Below are 17,962 nucleotides of genomic sequence, written 5' to 3' on the forward strand. Positions count from 1 at the left end.
TACTTTCCCTTTGACCCCAACCGATGATAGGTAACACCATGAGCAGCCTAGCCCATTGCAACTTTCCTTTTACCGCAGTAGCAGGGCAAGAGTCTTTAAAGCTGGCGCTTATTTTATCGGCGATTAATCCGAGAATTGGCGGGGTCCTGATTAGCGGACCGCGCGGTTCAGCAAAATCAACGTTAGCTCGTGGTTTGTCCGGTGTGATGCCTGCGTTGCAAGGTGATGATCTTGCGCCTTTTGCGACATTGCCTCTTGGTGCCAGTGAAGATCGATTACTGGGGGCTTTGGATTTGCAGCAGGTACTGCAAGAGAAAGAGGTCGCCTTCAAACCAGGTTTATTAAGCCGTGCCCACGGCGGTGTTTTGTATGTTGATGAGGTGAATTTACTCAGCGATCATTTGGTGGATCAACTGCTTGATGTGTCGGCCAGCGGCGTCAATCGTATTGAACGTGATGGTGTCAGCCACGAACATGAAGCGCGCTTTTTATTAGTCGGCACCATGAACCCAGACGAAGGGGAATTACGGCCACAGTTGCAAGATCGTTTTGGCCTTATGGTCACTCTAGACAACCACTACAGTTTGGAAGAACGAGTGCAAATTGTGCGCTTACGCGATGAGTATGACCAAGACCCTAAAGCCTTTTGTGACGCCTTCAAATACAAGCAACGTAACTTAAAAAACAGCATACAGATAGCGCGTAATAGCTTATCCAAAGTTCGCTGTGCCGACGTTCTGCGCATGGACATTGCCAGCCGTTGCCAAGACGCTCAGGTGGACGGTGTACGAGCGGACATTGTCTGGGTAAGAGCGGCGATGGCGCATGCGGCATGGCGAGGCGCAACCACAGTGTCTATCGATGATATTCAAGTGGTAGAAACCTTGGTGTTAGCGCATCGTCGACATAACAATCCTCCTCAATCACCAAGCGCTAAGCCTTCCTCTCCACCCCCTTCAACACCGCCATCAAGACGGCCACCGCATTCCTTGCCTGATGATGCACAAGGCGCCGCAAAAGAATCCAATTCGCAAGGTGACTGGGGCAGTATGCAACCAGAACAGCAAGCGACGAGTGAGCGAATCAGTGTACCAATAGCGCACACGGCGGAGGCATTGACGACACCATCGGCTAATTTCAGTGAGGTGACGCCGGGAAAGCAACGAGGTAAGACGCAGGGCGGATATCGTCCTGATGCGTCCGTTATGGGAGAAGGGGTTGATTGGTTTAGAAGTATTATTCGTCATCCACAGAGCTGGCCACCGCGTCAGTTATTGCCTAAAAAACGCCATACAGGTTTGCCTGTGTTGCATCTGGTATTGCTCGACACCTCGGCGTCTACGCTAGCGCAAGGGGTGTTTGCAAACGCCAAAGGGGTGATTTTAGACATTGCCCAACGGGCTTATTTAGCGCGCGAACAAATGGCGATCTTAGGCTTTGGCCAAGAGTCGGTGTCAGCGGTATTGCCCAAAGTGCGCGCGCCCAAGGAAATTTTAGCAAGACTGGATGAGTTAGCGGCGGGTGGTGGCACGCCTTTTCGTCTTGCGATTGAAAAAGTCAGTCAATATTTGATGCAACAACATAAGGCGACCACCGGCTTAGTGAGCCAAACCTATATTTTAACGGATGGCCGTACGCAAGCGGATGTGACGGATTTTTCACCTACCAGTAACAAAGCATTATTAGGTCAGTGTGTCTTGATCGACACCGAAAACACACCGGTTAAACGAGGCCGAGGGGCAGAAATCGCGCAACAGCTTGGCGCAGATTACCTATTATTAAATTCGCTTTTAGAGACCACATCATGAGTCAAGAAATCATCTATTGCCCGGCTATTTTTCTTACTGCACCGGCATCGAACCAAGGTAAAACAACCATTACAGCGGCGTTGGCACGGTATTTCACCAAACAAGGTAAAGTGGTTCGAGTGTTTAAAACAGGGCCGGACTATTTAGACCCGCAAATTCTTGCCCAAGCTTCAAAGCAGCCGGTTGAGCAACTCGATATCTGGATGGCAGGTGATGATTACTGCCAAGACCGTTTGTACCAAGCGGCACAAATAGCCGATCTGATCCTTATTGAAGGGGCGATGGGGATGTTCGATGGTGATCCATCTAGTGCTGACCTTGCCGCGCGTTTTGGTATCCCGATGGCGATCGTGATGGACGTAAAAGGCATGGCACAAACCGCGGCGGCATTAGCCACAGGATTGGCCAATTTTCGCGATGACGTCCGCGTTGTAGGTTTGATTGCTAACCGTTGCGGCAGCGAACGACACGCAGAGTTAATTCGCGATGCATTGCCTCCTTCATTACCATTATTGGCCGCGTTAAAACGCGATGAAGAAGTCACTTTGCCTGAGCGTCATTTGGGCTTGGTGCAAGCCGAAGAAGTCGCCGATGAGCTTGAGCTTCGCTTTGAAGCCGCCGTTGATTGGTTACAGGAGTCAAACGATGCAGTGTTATTAACACTGCCAGAGCCAGTGGTATTTTTACCCGCTGAACAAGATTATGCTGAGGCGCCAGCCAAGCGTCATTTGCAAGGTAGAACCATCGCGGTGGCGAGAGATGCCGCTTTTAGTTTTATTTACGATGCCAATTTAAACGCATTAAAAAGCTTGGGCGCGGAGATCGCTTTCTTTTCCCCATTGAATGACGCCACAGTACCCGATGCGGATGCCGTTTGGTTGCCCGGCGGTTACCCAGAGTTGCACACCAAAGCGCTGTCTGAAAACACCAGCATGCATTCATCTCTTCAGGCCTTCTTTGCCAGTGGAAAACCCTTGCTCGCTGAGTGTGGTGGTATGTTGTACAGCCTAGAAGAACTGACGGATTTAGAAGGCCAGTGCTATCCTATGTTGGGTATTTTATCAGGCCAAGGCGCGATGCGCGGTAAGCGAGGTTGCCAAGGAATGCAAACCGCGGTGATACCGCAGGGTGAGATTCGTGGACACGCCCACCATAGGTCACGCAGTGCGAACACGCCAGAACCCGTTGGCCACGGACGTCGCCAGCGACATCCCGCGCCAGGGGAAGCAATCTATCAACAGCAAGGCTTAACCGCCAGCTATCTGCATTTGTTTTTTCCATCGAATTTAGACGCCACAGCGGCACTCTTTTTAGGCGTAAACAGCTTGGCTGAGAGCGCATAATATGTGGCCAGAAAGCGCAGAAAAGCCAGCGCCATTACGCACCGGATTGACCACAGGTACCTGTGCGACCGCGTGTTGTGTGGCGGCGGCTCAGGCGCTTTTTGCTCAACGACAAGACCGCACCGTGAATGTCACCTTGCCAAAAGGTAAGCAGGTTGATCTGACGATTGAAGATTATGCGCTGAGCGAATCCAGTGTGCGTACCTCGACCATAAAAGACGCGGGAGATGATCCAGACGCAACTCACGGTGCGACGATTTTTGTTGAACTGACGTTGTGTGCCGAACAAGGGGTGCATTTTTCTGCGGCAGAAGGGGTTGGAACAGTGACTCGAACCGGTTTGCTGTTAGACGTGGGTGAGCCTGCCATCAACCCAGTTCCGCGAAAAATGATGACCGAGCACCTAGCAGGCTTCGCCGAAACGTATCATTACCAGGGCGGCTTTGTCGTGTCTGTCGGCGTGATTAATGGGGCTCAGATTGCAGAAAAAACCATGAACCCTCGTCTTGGTATTCTTGGCGGAATTTCGATTTTAGGTACCACAGGCATTGTGCGACCGTTTTCTTGCGCGGCTTATATTGCTTCTATCCATCAAGGCGTCGATGTGGCACGGGCAAATGGCATCACTCATATCGCGGCCACCACGGGCAATGCGAGCGAAGACGCGATTAAAGCGCATTATCAGCTTGATGACATGGCGTTGATCGAAATGGGAGATTTCGTCGGTGCTGTGCTCAAGCATGTGCGAAAAGTAGAACAGAACGGTGCGACCAAATTGACCAAACTAAGCCTGTGTGGCGGTTTTGGTAAAATCAGCAAGTTGGCGCAACGGCATATGGATCTAAACAGCCGAGTGTCGAGTATCGACTTACCTGCATTGGCTGACTTAGCGGTAAGTTTAGGAGCGAATGCTGAGCTAGAAAACAGTATGACTCAGGCAAACACCAGTGTGGAAGCCCTCAAATTTGCCCAACAAGCGGGACTGCCTCTTGCGGACGCGATTTGCGCGCAGGCATTGGCTTTTGCTCGCACTTATATACCGTCTCATATCGCATTAGAAGTATGGGCGATTGATCGTCGCGGTCATTTTGTCGGCCATGCAGCGGATGCTCCGGCATTAGGAAACGCACAATGAAAATCTTATTATTAGGTGGTACCGCCGATGGCCGTCGGTTAGCAGATACCCTTCATCAAGCAGGCATTCGTGTGGTGTACAGCTTGGCTGGATTGGTGCGAGTACCCAAAGTGGATTGTGAGCTGGTGGTGGGTGGTTTTACTCAATTTGGTGGTTTAGCCGCTTATATACGAGCCAATCAGATCGGCATGATTTTGGATGTGACGCACCCCTATGCTCAAACCATGAGTCGTAAAGCCGTCTTGGCAGCGCGTGAAGTTGGCATTCCTTGTTGGCGCTTTCATCGCCCAGCTTGGCAACCCAAAGAGGGCGATCGCTGGTGTTATTACCAAGATGATGCCGCACTACTTTCATTGCTCCAAACATTTCGCACTCCCTTACTGAGTGCAGGGCAAATGACTGATGCTTTATTGAGAGCGATTCTCAAAAATGATAGTGTAACGTCTGTTATTTGGCGTACTGCTGTCGCGGCTAAATTTTCTTTGCCAGAGGGTGTTCAGTGGATTAAAGCCATTGGACCTTTTGGCTTAAAAGAAGAGCGACACTTGCTGCTTGATCATCAAATCGATGTCATTGTGAGTAAAAACAGCGGAGGCGATGCCACTTACGCAAAGCTAGTCGCGGCTCGGGAATTAGGCATCACAGTGCTGCTTCAGGAACGTCCTGAATTACCTGCAGCGGACAAAGAATTTAACACGACAGATGCGTGTCTAGAGGCTTGCTTAAAAGCCTGTAGCACCTTTACTCATGATCGAAAAGACAGCCAACAGTGACCAATCCTACAAACGAAGTAACCAGCCATAAGAGCCATTCCATGTTAGAGCCGCCACGCTACGAACAAAACCCTCAAGCGATTGAACAAGACAGCTTTCGTCAAATTCGTGAGCTCACTGAGCTTGCTGGACTGACGCTGGATCAACAGCAAGTTGCCATGCGAATTGTCCACAGTTTGGGACTGCCTGATGTAGCACAAAATGTACGATTTAGTGCCAATGCGACACAAGCAGGTCGAGAGGCATTGGCGAGTAACGGCGCTATTTTATGTGACGTGGAAATGGTTAAGCAAGGGGTGACTAAACGCATGATTGAGCGTGATCCCTTGTGTTTTTTAAATGATCCTACGGTGGCCATGCTGGCGAAAAGTCGTGGTGAAACACGTTCTATGGCGGCGTTAAGTCTCTGGACTGACTCGTTAGCTGGCAGCGTGGTATTGATCGGCAATGCGCCGACGGCGTTGTTTCGTTTGTTGGAAATGATTAAGCAAGGGGCGCCAAAGCCAGCCTTGATTATTGGTATGCCGGTGGGGTTTGTAGGGGCAGCAGAGTCGAAACAAGCGCTTTGGGATGCACACGAAGCGCTAGATGTTGAATGCATTACCTTGCTGGGTCGTATGGGCGGTAGCGCAGTAACATCCGCCAGCTGTAACGCTTTATTACGCTGTAACTTAGGCGAGTATTACTAATGCAGATTCACGTCATTGGGCTGGGGGTTGCGGAGCGCGCCACGCTAGATCGTCAAGCGCAAGTGGTGTTATCCAGTTTGGCAGAGTACGACATTGTGCTGGGTTCGCCTCGACAACACGACACGCTAGTGGATTATCCGCATCAGGCTCAGGTTGAACGGCTGCCAAAACTGTCCCAATTGGCCACTAGCTTTGAGCAATGGCAACAACAAGGCTGCGCGAAAGTGGTCGTGCTGGCTTCAGGAGACCCATTATTTTATGGGATAGGGGCTTGGCTAAAGCGTCATTTTGGTGGCGAAGCTTCTCAGCATGAATTGTTTTTTTACCCGAATGTGTCCAGTATTCAAGTGGTTTGTCATCGTCTAGGGTTATCACTACAAGACGTTGCTGTGGTCAGTTTGCATGGTCGTCCATTGTCGAACTTACGCCGCTTATTGCATGCGAATAAAACCTTAGTGCTACTGACGGATCAGCATAGCCAGCCAGCGCAGATTGCCGCAGAATGCTTAGCAGCAGGGCTTGATCACAGTGACATTATTGTTTGTGAAGCATTAGGTTATCAAAACGAACAAGTGCGCCACTTTTCAGTCGCGGACTTGCTCGCTCAAAAGGTACCGTCTTTTGACTCTTTGAATGTGATTGTCGTGAAAACGAGCGCTTCAAATACCTATCATGGAAGCTTTTATCCTACTTCCCCTGGCATCCCTGATCACGCTTTTGTCACGGACAAAGGGGATGGCAAAGGCATGATTACCAAGCGTGAAGTCAGGTTGATTATCTTGTCTTACTTGAATATTCAAGAGGGCGACACCGTGTGGGATATTGGTGCGGGTTGCGGCGGTGTGAGCGTGGAATTAGCGTACTGGCACCCGCGTAGCAAGGTCGTTGCCATTGAACATCACCCTGAGCGTTTAGCGTGTTTAGAGGCCAACCAAGAGCGTTTTGGCGTAATGCAAAATCTATCTATTGTGGCTGGGCGTGCCCCCGCAGCGCTAGCGGATTTGCCCTTGCCAGATAAAGTGTTTATTGGCGGTAGCGACGGCACCTTAAATGATTTGCTAACACAAGCATGGTCCTGTTTGCCTCTTGGTGGGCATTTAATGGTGAGCGCGGTGACAGAAGACAGCAAGTATCAAGTCATGCAATTTGCTACACAGCGAACGCAGGACGAAGACTGCGAAGAGCAAAGTGTGCAATTGGCCGTGGCAAAACAAGACCGCTTAGCCGGACAGCGGCTTTATCGCCCTAATTTACCAGTGACATTGTCTTTATTTATCAAGACGTCAATGGCGACTACTACACAAAAGGACACTGAGTAATGACCGCGGTCGAGATGACAACAAACGAACAAGTAAAAGGGCGCTTTATTGGTGTCGGTGTGGGTCCAGGGGACCCTGAATTGATTACGTTAAAAGCGTTGCGTTTAATTCAAAATGCCAGCGTGGTGAGCTATCTCGCCAATGGTGAAGGCAATTCACAAGCCAAAAATATTGCTAGCGAAGCCTTTGCAGGAGTGACTCATCCGCAAAATGAAATCGCCATTGGTATGCCAATGTCGACTGATCGTGAAGAAGCGAATAAGGCTTATGACGCAGGTGCTGAAGCGATTGCAGCTGAACTAGAAAGTGGCCGCAACGTGGTGTTCTTGTGTGAGGGTGATCCGCTCTTTTTCGGCTCTTTTGCGTATTTATTAGAGCGCCTAGAAGGTCAATTCTCTTGCCAAGTGGTGCCTGGCGTGTCTTCTATTAATGCCGCTTCATCGGCGTTAAACCATCCGTTAACGGTATTGAAAGAATCGTTTGCCGTGGTAAGTGGTCGTCATTCTGCGTTGCAAATCGATACCGCTTTAGAGCAGCATGACAGTGTCGTTATCATGAAAGCAGGCCGAGCACGCCCGCGAATCCTGACCGCATTACGTAAGACGAATCGCCTGCAAGACGCAAAATATCTAGAGTACATCGGCCGTGACAATGAGCGCATAGTACAAGATGTCTCTACATTGGAAGACAAAGCAGGGCCGTATTTTTCTTTGTTTGTGGTCACTAAGAGTGAGCGAGGCACACGTTGATTCGCATTGTCGCTCTGACGCCTGCGGGTGAACAACTTGGTAGGCGTTTGTTGCGACATTGGCCTGAGGCGGTGTTGGATTATAAGCCAAAGCCGTTTGCAAAGGTGGTGCAAACCGCTTTCCAGCAAGGCGAGCATCTGGTGTTTATTTGTGCCACTGGCATTGTTATGCGCAGCTTGGCACCGGTAATGCAAGACAAGCACCAAGACCCGCCGGTATTGGTGTTGGACGAGCTGGGTAAATTTGTGATTCCTCTGTTATCTGGTCACGAAGGTGGTGCGAATGATTGGGGCGCACAGGTGGCAGATAGCCTTGGCGCTCAGCTGGTGATGACCACTGCTAAGGCGTATTTGAACCCTATTTATACTCTTGGCATGGGGTGTGAGCGAGGCTGTCCACTTGAGTATTTGGAAGAGCTCATGTTGGAAGGCTTGTCCCAAAAAGGATTAACGCCGAGTGATATTCATTCCCTTAACAGTATTGATATCAAGGCTGATGAAGAGAGCTTAATTGCGCTTGCAGAGAAATATGGCTGGCAATTTCAGACTTTTAGCGCAGCACAATTAACCCCAATGGCGGATCTATTAAGCACAAAGTCAGACTATATATTTAATACGGTCGGCGTGTATGGTGTGGCAGAATCAGCGGCATTACTGGCGGCTAAGCTGGCGACTAATTCACAGCCAGAATTGGTGCTAAATAAGATTAAAAATGGTAAAGCAACGGTCTCTATTGCGAGAAGCTTTAAAAGATAATATGTTTAATCCATCGGCTTTTAGTAAATGTATTTTCAGCTTTTTTTAGTCCATAGAATACTCATGAATTCGCTGTTTCAAATACTATTTGCTCATCATCTTAATTCCTAAGAGGCAAGAAAACGGCAACTATGGTGATCTTTTCTCTAGGTAATTGAATTCCCTTCTTTATTCTCCAATACTTTATATATAGGCAGAGAATAAAGACATTGCGGAGGTATTTATGTCATTAAAAGCACTCTCTCAAGAAGAAATTGAATGGTCACTTAAAGAGCTTAATAAGTCTACTGACGGACGTTGGGTTGTTAAGGATGGCAAGCTGTCTCGCAGTTATACTTTTCGAAACTTTCAGCAAGCTTTTGGATTTATGACGCAGTGTGCCTTGGTTTCAGAACGAATGGACCATCACCCAGAATGGTCTAATTCCTATAATGAAGTTCATATTCAGTTGACCACTGAGGATGTGGAAGGCTTGTCTGAAAAAGACTTTCTATTGGCTGAGCAAATGGAGGTTCATGCATCGACGATAGATTAAGGTAAATGCGCCTAATCATGTCGTCTTGTTGTTTCTTAGCTACTTTAGGATGTTAGACCGCATCGAGTTTAAACAGTACCGACTTAGGGTTTACAGAGTTGGTACTGTTTGAAATGTCATGATCAAAATCCCATGATTCATACTTCTACAATGAGTTTATAGACCACCTAAGCTATTTATAGAATAGGATGTGGTTACTTTGTTAGTAATTAGGTTGTTGTTTTTTTGTAATGAATGGAGAACAGGTGATGGAAGATACACTAGCACCGATAAAAAGAGACCAGTCTTTAGGGGAAGAAATAGCCAATAGTATTAGTCACGGTATAGGCTTGCTAGCCGCCGTAATAGGTACACCATTTCTGATTGTGAGCGCCGTCGAAAACGCAGACGCTGGATTTGTTGTTGGTGTCAGTATTTTTTCGGCAACAATGATCTTATTGTATCTGGCATCGACACTTTATCATGCAGCACCTGCTGGCTCAGCTAAGAATTTTTTCCGTATCATTGACCATTCCGCGGTGTACTTTTTGATCGCCGGTACTTATACGCCTTTTATGCTTGGGGTTCTGCGTGGCGCTTGGGGGTGGTCTATCTTAGGTACAGTTTGGGGGCTTGCTGCTATTGGCGTATTGCTAAAAGCATTTGGTAAAGCGAAGCATCCTCTTGTTTCAACCGCTCTGTATGTTTTGCTTGGCTGGCTCATTATTATTGCGATCAAACCTTTGGTTGAATTGATGGCGCCACAAGGGTTATTACTGCTAGTACTTGGTGGCGTATTCTATACTTTAGGTGTGTTGTTTTATGCGTTTGACGAGCGTGTACGCTATGGGCATTTAATTTGGCATTTGTTTGTCTTATCGGGAACCGCGTGCCACTTTTTTTCTATTCTTTGGTATGGCGCTTATGCCGCAGTATAAAATGTTGGGAGGCAAGTATGAAAGCAAGTGCAATTGGATTTAACGCTGAGTATGCAGAATATGCACCCACGTATGAGGATATTTGCCAATTAACTGACGATATTATTCTAGAGTTTGGTGCGCCTTGGTGTGGTCATTGTCAGGCTGCTCGTTCAGGGATTGAAGCGGAATTAGATGGCCGATCCATTACCCATATCAAAGTGTCTGATGGGAAAGGGAAAAAGCTAGGTCGGAAGTTTGGCGTTAAGCTCTGGCCAACGTTAATCTTGCTACGAAATGGGATAGAGGTGCGTCGTATTGTACGACCATTGCTTAAACAAGAAATAAATGACTTTTTAACAAGATAGAAACGCTGTCTATACTCGAATATCAATAAGTGAGCCGATTGTTTTGTCTGTGCTATCTACTACACGGGCATTAGCTTTTGCGCTAAGTGCACTTTCCTTTGCTTGTATTACCCCATCCTGAATTTGCGAGCCATACTGGCTCATCTGACGACTGTATGATGCAGTATTAGAAGCATTTGCCACTTTCTGAGTCGCTTCATCCAATCCGGTTTGGCTATTTTTAAGCCCCGTTTGACCGTAATTGAATGGTGAATTGGTGATCTGCATTATGTCGCCCTTAGTCCAAGATGAAGCTTAACGCGCAATTCAGCGGTGAATTAAGCTTGCTTGATCTTAACCAATCCATAGGCTGTTGTCAGCAACTGAGCACAAAGAAGCTCTATCTAGTTAGTTGGACATGACTTAGGTTGTAGGTGATGTTTCGTCTTAAATGGTTTAATGCCCTTTTTTCTTCTTCTGTTGATTGGAAGTATTGGGACGAACGTTTCTTCAGTAATAATCTGGTAAATAAAGGGATGGCTTCATTTTATTGAATATAGCTAACAATGAAGAGGAAGGAGCGTTGGTAGGTTTACACTCTAATAATGTGTTTTTTGAAGTAATGAAATATTTAGCGCATTCGGCTTGTTTTTATTAAAGAGCCTAGAGTAATATCAAGTTAACTTTGTCATCTTAAACTTGAATTAAAATGATATTTATCATTGCGGAATGGTTTTTATAGCTTCTATAAAAAAGACTGTTTGCATATTCAAGCGTGTTTTGCGCTTGTTTTTAAAGTTTTCATATGTATTTTTTATGCGCCAACAGCGTTGGGAAAATTAGTGTTGTCTGTTAATTTTATAGCGATAATTTAGGTTATAATTAATAGTCAATTTAATACCTTGTGTTTGCTAAAACCTTTTTAGTAATAGTGTCATTCCAATTTATTATAAGAGAGAAATAAATGAAAAAGCTATTTACCGTCGTCTTTATGCTGTTCTATGTAGGGATTGCCTCTGCGTCTGATAATGCCTTGTGGCAGAAATCAACATTAAATGAAATTGTTTCTCGTGGTTCATTACAGATCTGTTTAGATGCTGGTTATATGCCTTTTGAAATGCGTGATAAACAAGGTCGTATTGTAGGTTTTGATGTAGATATCGGTAAATCGATGGCTAATGCCATGGGTGTTAAACTAGATATTCGTAACACCGCTTGGGACGGTATTATTCCAGCATTGTTGACCTCTAAATGTGATGTCATCATGGGTGGCATGACGGTAACAGCAAAGCGTAACCTTAAAGTGAACTTTGCAAACCCTTATATTGTTATTGGTCAATCTATTCTGCTTAATCCAAAGCTAAAAGATAAAGTGAAATCTTATAAAGATCTAAACAACGCTAAGTATACAATCGTAAGTAAGCTGGGCGTTACTGGAGAACTTGCTACCAAAAAATATATGAGTAAAGCTAAGCTGAATTTGTTTGAAACACAATCAGAAGCAGTGCTTGAAGTGGTTAATGGTAAAGCAGATGCGTTTGTTTACGATATGCCATTCAATGCTATTTATGCCTCTCAAAACAAAGGTAAAATAGTTCATCTAAGTAAAGTATTTACTTACGAGCCTCTTGCTTGGGCAATCCGTAAAGGCGACCCAGACTTTATGAATTTTTTGAATAACTACCTTGCTCAAATCAAAGGCGACGGTACGTATCAAAAAATCTACCACAAGTGGTTTGAAACGAATAGCTGGATCAGCTCAGTTCAATAAGACAAAGTTACTACACCTATATGCAGCATAAGGATGTGTTGCGTATAGCTGTAACGTGTACGAGCCACTCTTTTCCTGTATTATCTCGAGCTTTACGCTCGTGTCTTTGTCCTTCAGTTAATTGATTAACTGGTCTCAACTATACAAAAAACCAAAAAATTATAATGCGGGGAATTTCTTACCGATGAAAGAGCAACACAATTTGCTTTTATGGAAAGCTGTCTTTGTCCTAGTCATAATAGGCCTAGGATTCGGCATTTACGCTTCCAGTAAAAGTATTGACTACACATGGCGATGGGAAAGAATCCCACAGTATATTATCAGTGTAGAGCCTAAGGATATCCGCTCTCCATTTGACGGCACAGTGCAAAGTGTTGATATTAAAAATCACAGTATGGTTGTTCTGCCAGATCAAGGTGGGAACCCTTTTGTTATTAAAAAATTCGATAAAGCCAATGTTATGTCCGGTGACATTGTTTTTGAAGGGGACCCATTAGCACAAGTTAATGGCTGGCGAGTCGGGCCCATTTTATGGGGACTGATTACCACCTTAAAACTGTCCTTTGTTGCGCTTATCTTTGCGATGATTATCGGTTTATTTACAGGGCTTGCGCGTATTTCTGACAACCCTGCCTTACGATATTTTGCCATTACCTATGTAGAAATAATTCGCGGCACACCGTTACTGGTGCAAATATTTATTTTCTATTTTTTCATAGGCACCATTTTAAATCTTGACCGATTTACCGCGGGTGTTGCTGCGTTGTCTGTCTTTACCGGTGCTTATATTGCTGAAATTATCCGCTCAGGAATTCAGTCTATTCACCCTGGTCAGATGGAAGCGGCTCGTAGTGTGGGAATGAATTACTTTCAGGCAATGGTTTATGTTATTTTGCCACAAGCCTTTAAAAGAACATTGCCACCATTAGCTGGACAGCTGATCAACTTAATTAAAGACTCCTCATTGGTATCGGTTATATCGATTACCGATTTGACCAAATCAGGACGTGAAGTGGTTAGTTCGACCTTTGCTCCGTTTGAAGTGTGGTTCACCGTTGCGCTTATGTATTTAGTGCTTACCGGGAGTTTGTCTTGGATTATTCAAAAGTTAGAAAAGAGGTTATCTGCCAGTGACTAAAGTATCGAGTAACAGCATTATCGTCGCTGAAAATATAGAAAAAATTTACCCGAATAATTGCCATGCGCTGAAAAATGTCTCGCTTGAAGTTAAGCGAGGAGAGGTCGTTGTGATTATTGGTCCCAGTGGGTCAGGTAAGTCGACTTTTCTGCGAACACTTAATCAGCTAGAAACCATTTCTGACGGAACGATTCATATTGATGATATTGATCTGACTGCAAAAAGTACCAATATCAATAAGATGCGTGAAGAAGTTGGGATGGTTTTTCAATCTTTTAACTTGTTTCCTCATAAAACAGCGCTTGGTAATGTGATGTTGTCGCCATTAAAAGTGCTGAAAAAGTCAAAAGCTGATGCGGAGAAAGAAGCTCATGAGCTACTAATTAAAGTGGGTTTAGCGAATCGCATGAACAGTTATCCTTCGCACTTATCTGGAGGGCAACAGCAGCGTGTCGCCATTGCCAGAGCGTTGGCGATGAAACCTAAGATCATGTTATTCGATGAACCGACGAGTGCGCTTGACCCTGAAATGGTGGGTGAAGTATTAGATGTAATGAAAAGCCTCGCTAGTGATGGCATGACGATGGTTGTGGTGACTCACGAAATGGGGTTTGCGCGGGAAGTGGCCGACCGTGTCGTATTTATGGAAGATGGTGAGTTAGTTTTTGAAGAGCAACCAGATCGCTTTTTTGATTCTCCAAACCCTAGGCTGCAACGCTTTCTAGGCCAAGTTTTATAATTCCCCAAACACCCTTACAATCGATTAGTAAGGGTGTTTTATTCATCGTACTCTCTTTTTCCCATTGCCTATTTAGGCAACGCCAGTCATTTAGTAAGTCTGCTGAACCGAGTTAACATTTTTTTCGCATGTCTTATTTTACTATGCATTCTGATGATTTTTAATTGGATGGCTTAACAATAAGCCGCCAAACATAGCCAAACTACAATGCCTCGTTAGTCATTAGCGTACTTATTAGGTGTTAAAAGTGAAGGATTGTTATGTCTACATCAGGTATTTTTAAAACGAATAAATTAGACAATCTAGATTCAGTAAAAGACGTTGGTTTTTTAATTTCTATGGTGAAATCAGCGATAGTATCGTCGATTGACACAGAGTTAGCGCCATTAGAGTTAACCGCCGCTCAATACCGTGTTGTTATGATTTTGTCATACAATGGGCGAAGTACACTGGCGAATCTATGTGAAGAAATGGACTATGACAGAGGTGCTATGAGTCGCCTGCTTTGTCGACTTGAAAGCAAAGGATTATTAGACAAAAAACCTTGCCCTGAAGATAAGCGTTCAATGTATTTGACGTTGAGTGATAAAGGGGCTGCTTTTATTCCTGATATTCTACCCAAGGTGAATGCGGTATTTCATAAAGGGTTCAATGGCTTTGCTGAACAAGAAAAAGAACAATTAAATTCACTTTTGCTGAGATTTTTGAACAATTTGAAAGAAGTTCGTAACAAAGAGTGAGACTGTCGCCGCTCTCTATTTCGTAATCTAGAGGTTTGCTAAAGTAGTTGTCTAGGCAATTACTTATGCAGATTTTACATTATGAACGAGCAGAAATTGATTTCACAGCTAGCTGAACGTTTCCCGCAAAGAGATTTTCATGTAGATAATTTAAGCGTTCTTCATAAAGGACGTTTCGCTAATGCAATCGTATATCGTTATAAAGACGATCATTTTGATTTCGTTATTAAGGACTTTCAACACAGTCCTTGGTTTGTCCGCAAGACCCTCGCTCGCTTGTTTATTAATCAAGAATACAAAGCGCTAAAACGTCTCAATGGAATGGATGGCGTAAGTGATGAATATCACCGATTGTCTTCTATAGGAATCGCGTACGCTTTTATTGAGGGCGTTCCTTTACGAACGTTAAGCAAGCAAGGTGAAAAAATACCTAAAGCTTTTTTTAATCAACTAGAGCATATGGTGTCTGAAATGCATCGGCGAGGTCTTGTGCACCTAGATTTACGCAACCTAGGGAATGTTATTTTAGGCAAAGACGGTAAACCGTATTTTATTGATTTTCAATCTGCCATGACCTTTGATCGCTTTCCTGTTTGGTTACAACGTTATATGCGTGGCGCGGATCTTTCTGGCGTGTATAAAGGTTGGTCTGCGGTTTGTGAACTGCCTGTTACAGGCTACAAAAAGATATTTTTCACTAACTTTAATCAGTTTAGAAAACGTTGGATCTTTCGTGGCTATCCAATACACAGAGCGAGTTTATGGCTGATTGGGCTTGCTAGCCAATTACCCGGCGCAGGCTTATTGCGTAGTATTACTGATCGGTTTTAAGTTTTTTGAGGACGAGTCATGTTCCGACACTCGTTCTGTCTCCAATCTTTGGCTATTTGACTTTCTTTACGCTCTTTCCTTACTGCAGACTATTTACCAAAACACTTCTTCCGTAGAATTAAAAACGCAATAATAAATTGTTATTCAATCAGAGAAGGGTAATCAATGTATGTATACGGATGAAGACTTAAATTATGCGGTGAAGAAAGGCGTGTTTACCGACACGGCGGTGAATGAATTTCGTTCTTTGCTAGCAACAGAAAAACATACGTCGTCTGTAGATGAAGAAAACTTCCGATTGATAGGTGGTTTTAACGATATTTTTGTCGTTATAGCCTGCATGTTACTTTTATTTTCGTCCATTTGGGTTCTTCGACCCATTAGCGACACGCTTGCCATGTTGGTGTTTGCAATCTTGTCTTGGTGGTTAGCAGAGTTCTTTGTTCTAAAACGTAAAATGGCCTTACCGGCAATCACTTTATTATTGTCCTTTGTTGGTGGCGTGTTCTGGTGTGTGTTTTCTATTACCTCATCAGTGCCGTATTTTTCCCTACAAGCTGCCTCACTCATCGCTGCTGCTGTAGCAACGTTGTCCGCTTACGGTCATTGGCGGCGTTTTAAAGTACCGATCACTGTTGCAGTGGGTATGGGGGCACTTTTTGTATTTTTACTTTCCCTCCTATTGGTTGTTTTTCCTACGGCTAAAGAAAGCTTACTGATTATTCTATTCTTGTGCGGAATTGCGGCATTCTCTTTAGCTATGTATTGGGATGCATCAGACACGCAAAGAATGACTCGTCGTTCAGATGTCGCATTTTGGCTGCATTTATTATCAGCGCCATTGATCATTCATCCTATTTTTTCCAACCTTGGTATTTTAAACGGTAACGACAGCCTGATCAGTATGTTGGTGGTTGTTGTGCTGTACTTATTGATGACCTCAATTTCCATTGCCGTTGATCGTCGAGCGTTTATGGTGTCTTCGTTGATGTATGTTATGTACGCGGTCTCCGCGATTATTGAAAATTATGGTGGTATTGGTTATAGCTTTGCGCTTACGGGTGTGTTGATTGGTGGAGGCTTGCTGTTGTTATCGGCGAAATGGCACTTTATTCGCGCTCAATTATTGAGCGTGTTGCCAATATCAATAAGAAGTTATCTTCCTAAAGTGAAGTGATGTGTGTCGCTTTGTAAAATGCAAAGGAGTTATTTTGGATGAGCCAAACAAGAATCGAAGAGGTTAACTCATTACTTGGATGCAAATACCCCATTATTCAAGCGCCAATGGCTGGCGCCCAAGACAGTAAGATGGCGATTGCTGTGTCTAAAGCGGGTGGGTTGGGCTCTTTGCCCTGTGCGATGCTTAATATTGATGAAATAATCAATGAAATTAAGGCGGTTAAAGCGGAAACGGATAAGCCTTTCAATCTTAACTTTTTTTGCCATAAGCCTGAAGCGTACGACGAAGCACGGCATAGTGCTTGGCAAGAAACGCTTGAGCCTTATTTTTCTGATATTGGCGAAACATGCAAAAGCCTACCAAACAGTAAAAATCGCGCTCCTTTTAGCCATGCTATTGCTGACGCTATTGAACCCTTTTCACCGAAAGTTATTAGTTTTCATTTTGGCCTACCTGAGCCAGATTTGGTGCGGCGAGTTAAGCGTTGGGGGACTAAAATATTGTCTTCCGCGACAACAGTCGAAGAGGCTTTATGGTTAGAATCACAAGGCGTAGATGCGATTATTGCTCAAGGTATTGAAGCTGGTGGACATCGGGGAATGTTCTTATCGGAGGACGTTACGACACAGGTAGGGATGTTCTCTCTTGTGTCAAACATCGTTGCCAAGGTTAAGATACCAGTGATTGCCGCTGGAGGTATCAGTAATCATCGGGAAGTTCAGGCGATATTAGCTCTTGGCGCAACAGCCGTTCAGGTTGGAACCGCTTACTTATTGTGCGACGAAGCGAAAATATCAAAACTGCATCGAACAGCGATTGGTCGTGATTCTTCACCGCATACCGCGCTGACAAATGTATTTACCGGACGGCCCGCACGTTCTGTTGTTAATCGTGTCATGCGAGATTTGCATTACATGTCTCCTTTAGCGCCTGCATTCCCCCATGCATCAATTGAAATAGCGCAGTTAAAAGCGTTTTATGAGCAGCAAGGGGACAGTGATTTTTCTTCACTTTGGTGTGGCCAAAATTCGTCTGGTTGCAGAGAAAACTCCGCGTTTGAACAAACCAAGTTATTGGCGCTTGGAGAAAATAAATAAAGGTCAATTTACTGTTATTCGACATTAAATATGATTTTTTATGGTTATAAGCCATTTAACAAACATTAAATGTGCATAAAAGAAGCCAATAGGTTTCGAGTGCTTTCCCAAATAGGC

Annotated in this window: 19 protein-coding genes; 18 read left to right on the top strand and 1 reads right to left on the bottom strand. The window is 44.8% G+C overall.

Annotated elements, in window-relative coordinates; genetic code table 11:
- Nucleotides 1-38: 38 nt before the first annotated feature.
- From V6259_RS15135 to V6259_RS15185, 11 genes are all read left to right on the top strand, one after another.
- A complete protein-coding gene (locus tag V6259_RS15135) occupies nucleotides 39-1,808 on the top strand; it encodes an ATP-binding protein (RefSeq protein WP_341585230.1) in 1,770 nt (589 codons plus the stop codon).
- Nucleotides 1,805-3,151, top strand: a complete 1,347-nt coding sequence (locus V6259_RS15140) for a cobyrinate a,c-diamide synthase (protein WP_341585231.1) — start codon at nucleotides 1,805-1,807, stop codon at nucleotides 3,149-3,151. The genes V6259_RS15135 and V6259_RS15140 overlap by 4 nt, the downstream gene beginning before the upstream one ends.
- Before the next feature lies 1 nt (nucleotide 3,152).
- Nucleotides 3,153-4,286 (top strand): cobalt-precorrin-5B (C(1))-methyltransferase, encoded by a 1,134-nt coding sequence (locus tag V6259_RS15145; protein ID WP_133012775.1) that lies wholly within the window; start codon nucleotides 3,153-3,155, stop codon nucleotides 4,284-4,286.
- Complete coding sequence (locus tag V6259_RS15150) at nucleotides 4,283-5,059, top strand: precorrin-6A/cobalt-precorrin-6A reductase (RefSeq protein WP_341585233.1); 777 nt, start codon at nucleotides 4,283-4,285, stop codon at nucleotides 5,057-5,059. The genes V6259_RS15145 and V6259_RS15150 overlap by 4 nt, the downstream gene beginning before the upstream one ends.
- Nucleotides 5,060-5,100: 41 nt before the next feature.
- On the top strand, nucleotides 5,101-5,748 hold the full coding sequence (locus V6259_RS15155) for a precorrin-8X methylmutase (RefSeq protein WP_341585312.1): 648 nt from the start codon (nucleotides 5,101-5,103) through the stop codon (nucleotides 5,746-5,748).
- A complete protein-coding gene (gene cbiE, locus V6259_RS15160; protein ID WP_341585234.1) occupies nucleotides 5,748-7,067 on the top strand; it encodes a precorrin-6y C5,15-methyltransferase (decarboxylating) subunit CbiE in 1,320 nt (439 codons plus the stop codon). Before V6259_RS15155 ends, cbiE begins: the two co-directional genes overlap by 1 nt.
- The gene (cobI, locus tag V6259_RS15165; RefSeq protein WP_341585236.1) at nucleotides 7,067-7,816 is read left to right on the top strand and encodes a precorrin-2 C(20)-methyltransferase; all 750 of its coding nucleotides are present in this window, start codon (nucleotides 7,067-7,069) and stop codon (nucleotides 7,814-7,816) included. Before cbiE ends, cobI begins: the two co-directional genes overlap by 1 nt.
- Nucleotides 7,813-8,571, top strand: a complete 759-nt coding sequence (locus V6259_RS15170) for a cobalamin biosynthesis protein (protein WP_341585238.1) — start codon at nucleotides 7,813-7,815, stop codon at nucleotides 8,569-8,571. The genes cobI and V6259_RS15170 overlap by 4 nt, the downstream gene beginning before the upstream one ends.
- Before the next feature lie 223 nt (nucleotides 8,572-8,794).
- A complete protein-coding gene (locus V6259_RS15175; protein WP_133012771.1) occupies nucleotides 8,795-9,106 on the top strand; it encodes a 4a-hydroxytetrahydrobiopterin dehydratase in 312 nt (103 codons plus the stop codon).
- 248 nt (nucleotides 9,107-9,354) lie between these two features.
- The gene (gene trhA, locus V6259_RS15180; RefSeq protein ID WP_341585240.1) at nucleotides 9,355-10,023 is read left to right on the top strand and encodes a PAQR family membrane homeostasis protein TrhA; all 669 of its coding nucleotides are present in this window, start codon (nucleotides 9,355-9,357) and stop codon (nucleotides 10,021-10,023) included.
- A gap of 17 nt (nucleotides 10,024-10,040) precedes the next feature.
- Nucleotides 10,041-10,370 (top strand): thioredoxin family protein, encoded by a 330-nt coding sequence (locus V6259_RS15185; protein ID WP_341585241.1) that lies wholly within the window; start codon nucleotides 10,041-10,043, stop codon nucleotides 10,368-10,370.
- A gap of 9 nt (nucleotides 10,371-10,379) precedes the next feature.
- On the opposite strand, the gene V6259_RS15190 is transcribed toward V6259_RS15185, so the two are convergent.
- On the bottom strand, nucleotides 10,380-10,637 hold the full coding sequence (locus V6259_RS15190) for a hypothetical protein (RefSeq protein WP_133012768.1): 258 nt from the start codon (nucleotides 10,635-10,637) through the stop codon (nucleotides 10,380-10,382).
- Nucleotides 10,638-11,313: 676 nt separating this feature from the next.
- Between V6259_RS15190 and V6259_RS15195 the strand changes: the two genes are divergently transcribed.
- The 7 genes from V6259_RS15195 (at nucleotide 11,314) to V6259_RS15225 (ending at nucleotide 17,845) form a co-directional block, all read left to right on the top strand.
- Nucleotides 11,314-12,120 (top strand): transporter substrate-binding domain-containing protein, encoded by an 807-nt coding sequence (locus V6259_RS15195; protein WP_341585243.1) that lies wholly within the window; start codon nucleotides 11,314-11,316, stop codon nucleotides 12,118-12,120.
- Between the two features lie 184 nt (nucleotides 12,121-12,304).
- A complete protein-coding gene (locus tag V6259_RS15200) occupies nucleotides 12,305-13,258 on the top strand; it encodes an amino acid ABC transporter permease (RefSeq protein ID WP_341585245.1) in 954 nt (317 codons plus the stop codon).
- The gene (locus V6259_RS15205) at nucleotides 13,251-13,997 is read left to right on the top strand and encodes an amino acid ABC transporter ATP-binding protein (protein WP_341585246.1); all 747 of its coding nucleotides are present in this window, start codon (nucleotides 13,251-13,253) and stop codon (nucleotides 13,995-13,997) included. Before V6259_RS15200 ends, V6259_RS15205 begins: the two co-directional genes overlap by 8 nt.
- A gap of 260 nt (nucleotides 13,998-14,257) precedes the next feature.
- Nucleotides 14,258-14,737 carry a MarR family winged helix-turn-helix transcriptional regulator gene (locus tag V6259_RS15210; protein WP_133012765.1) on the top strand — a complete coding sequence of 160 codons (480 nt, stop codon included), beginning with the start codon at nucleotides 14,258-14,260 and terminating at the stop codon, nucleotides 14,735-14,737.
- Nucleotides 14,738-14,818: 81 nt separating this feature from the next.
- The gene (locus V6259_RS15215; protein WP_341585247.1) at nucleotides 14,819-15,568 is read left to right on the top strand and encodes an RIO1 family regulatory kinase/ATPase domain-containing protein; all 750 of its coding nucleotides are present in this window, start codon (nucleotides 14,819-14,821) and stop codon (nucleotides 15,566-15,568) included.
- A gap of 169 nt (nucleotides 15,569-15,737) precedes the next feature.
- On the top strand, nucleotides 15,738-16,745 hold the full coding sequence (locus tag V6259_RS15220; RefSeq protein WP_341585248.1) for a hypothetical protein: 1,008 nt from the start codon (nucleotides 15,738-15,740) through the stop codon (nucleotides 16,743-16,745).
- Between the two features lie 38 nt (nucleotides 16,746-16,783).
- The gene (locus V6259_RS15225; protein WP_341585250.1) at nucleotides 16,784-17,845 is read left to right on the top strand and encodes an NAD(P)H-dependent flavin oxidoreductase; all 1,062 of its coding nucleotides are present in this window, start codon (nucleotides 16,784-16,786) and stop codon (nucleotides 17,843-17,845) included.
- Nucleotides 17,846-17,962: the final 117 nt, after the last annotated feature.

The organism is Marinomonas sp. TI.3.20 (assembly GCF_038155025.1).
GTDB lineage: Bacteria > Pseudomonadota > Gammaproteobacteria > Pseudomonadales > Marinomonadaceae > Marinomonas > Marinomonas flavescens.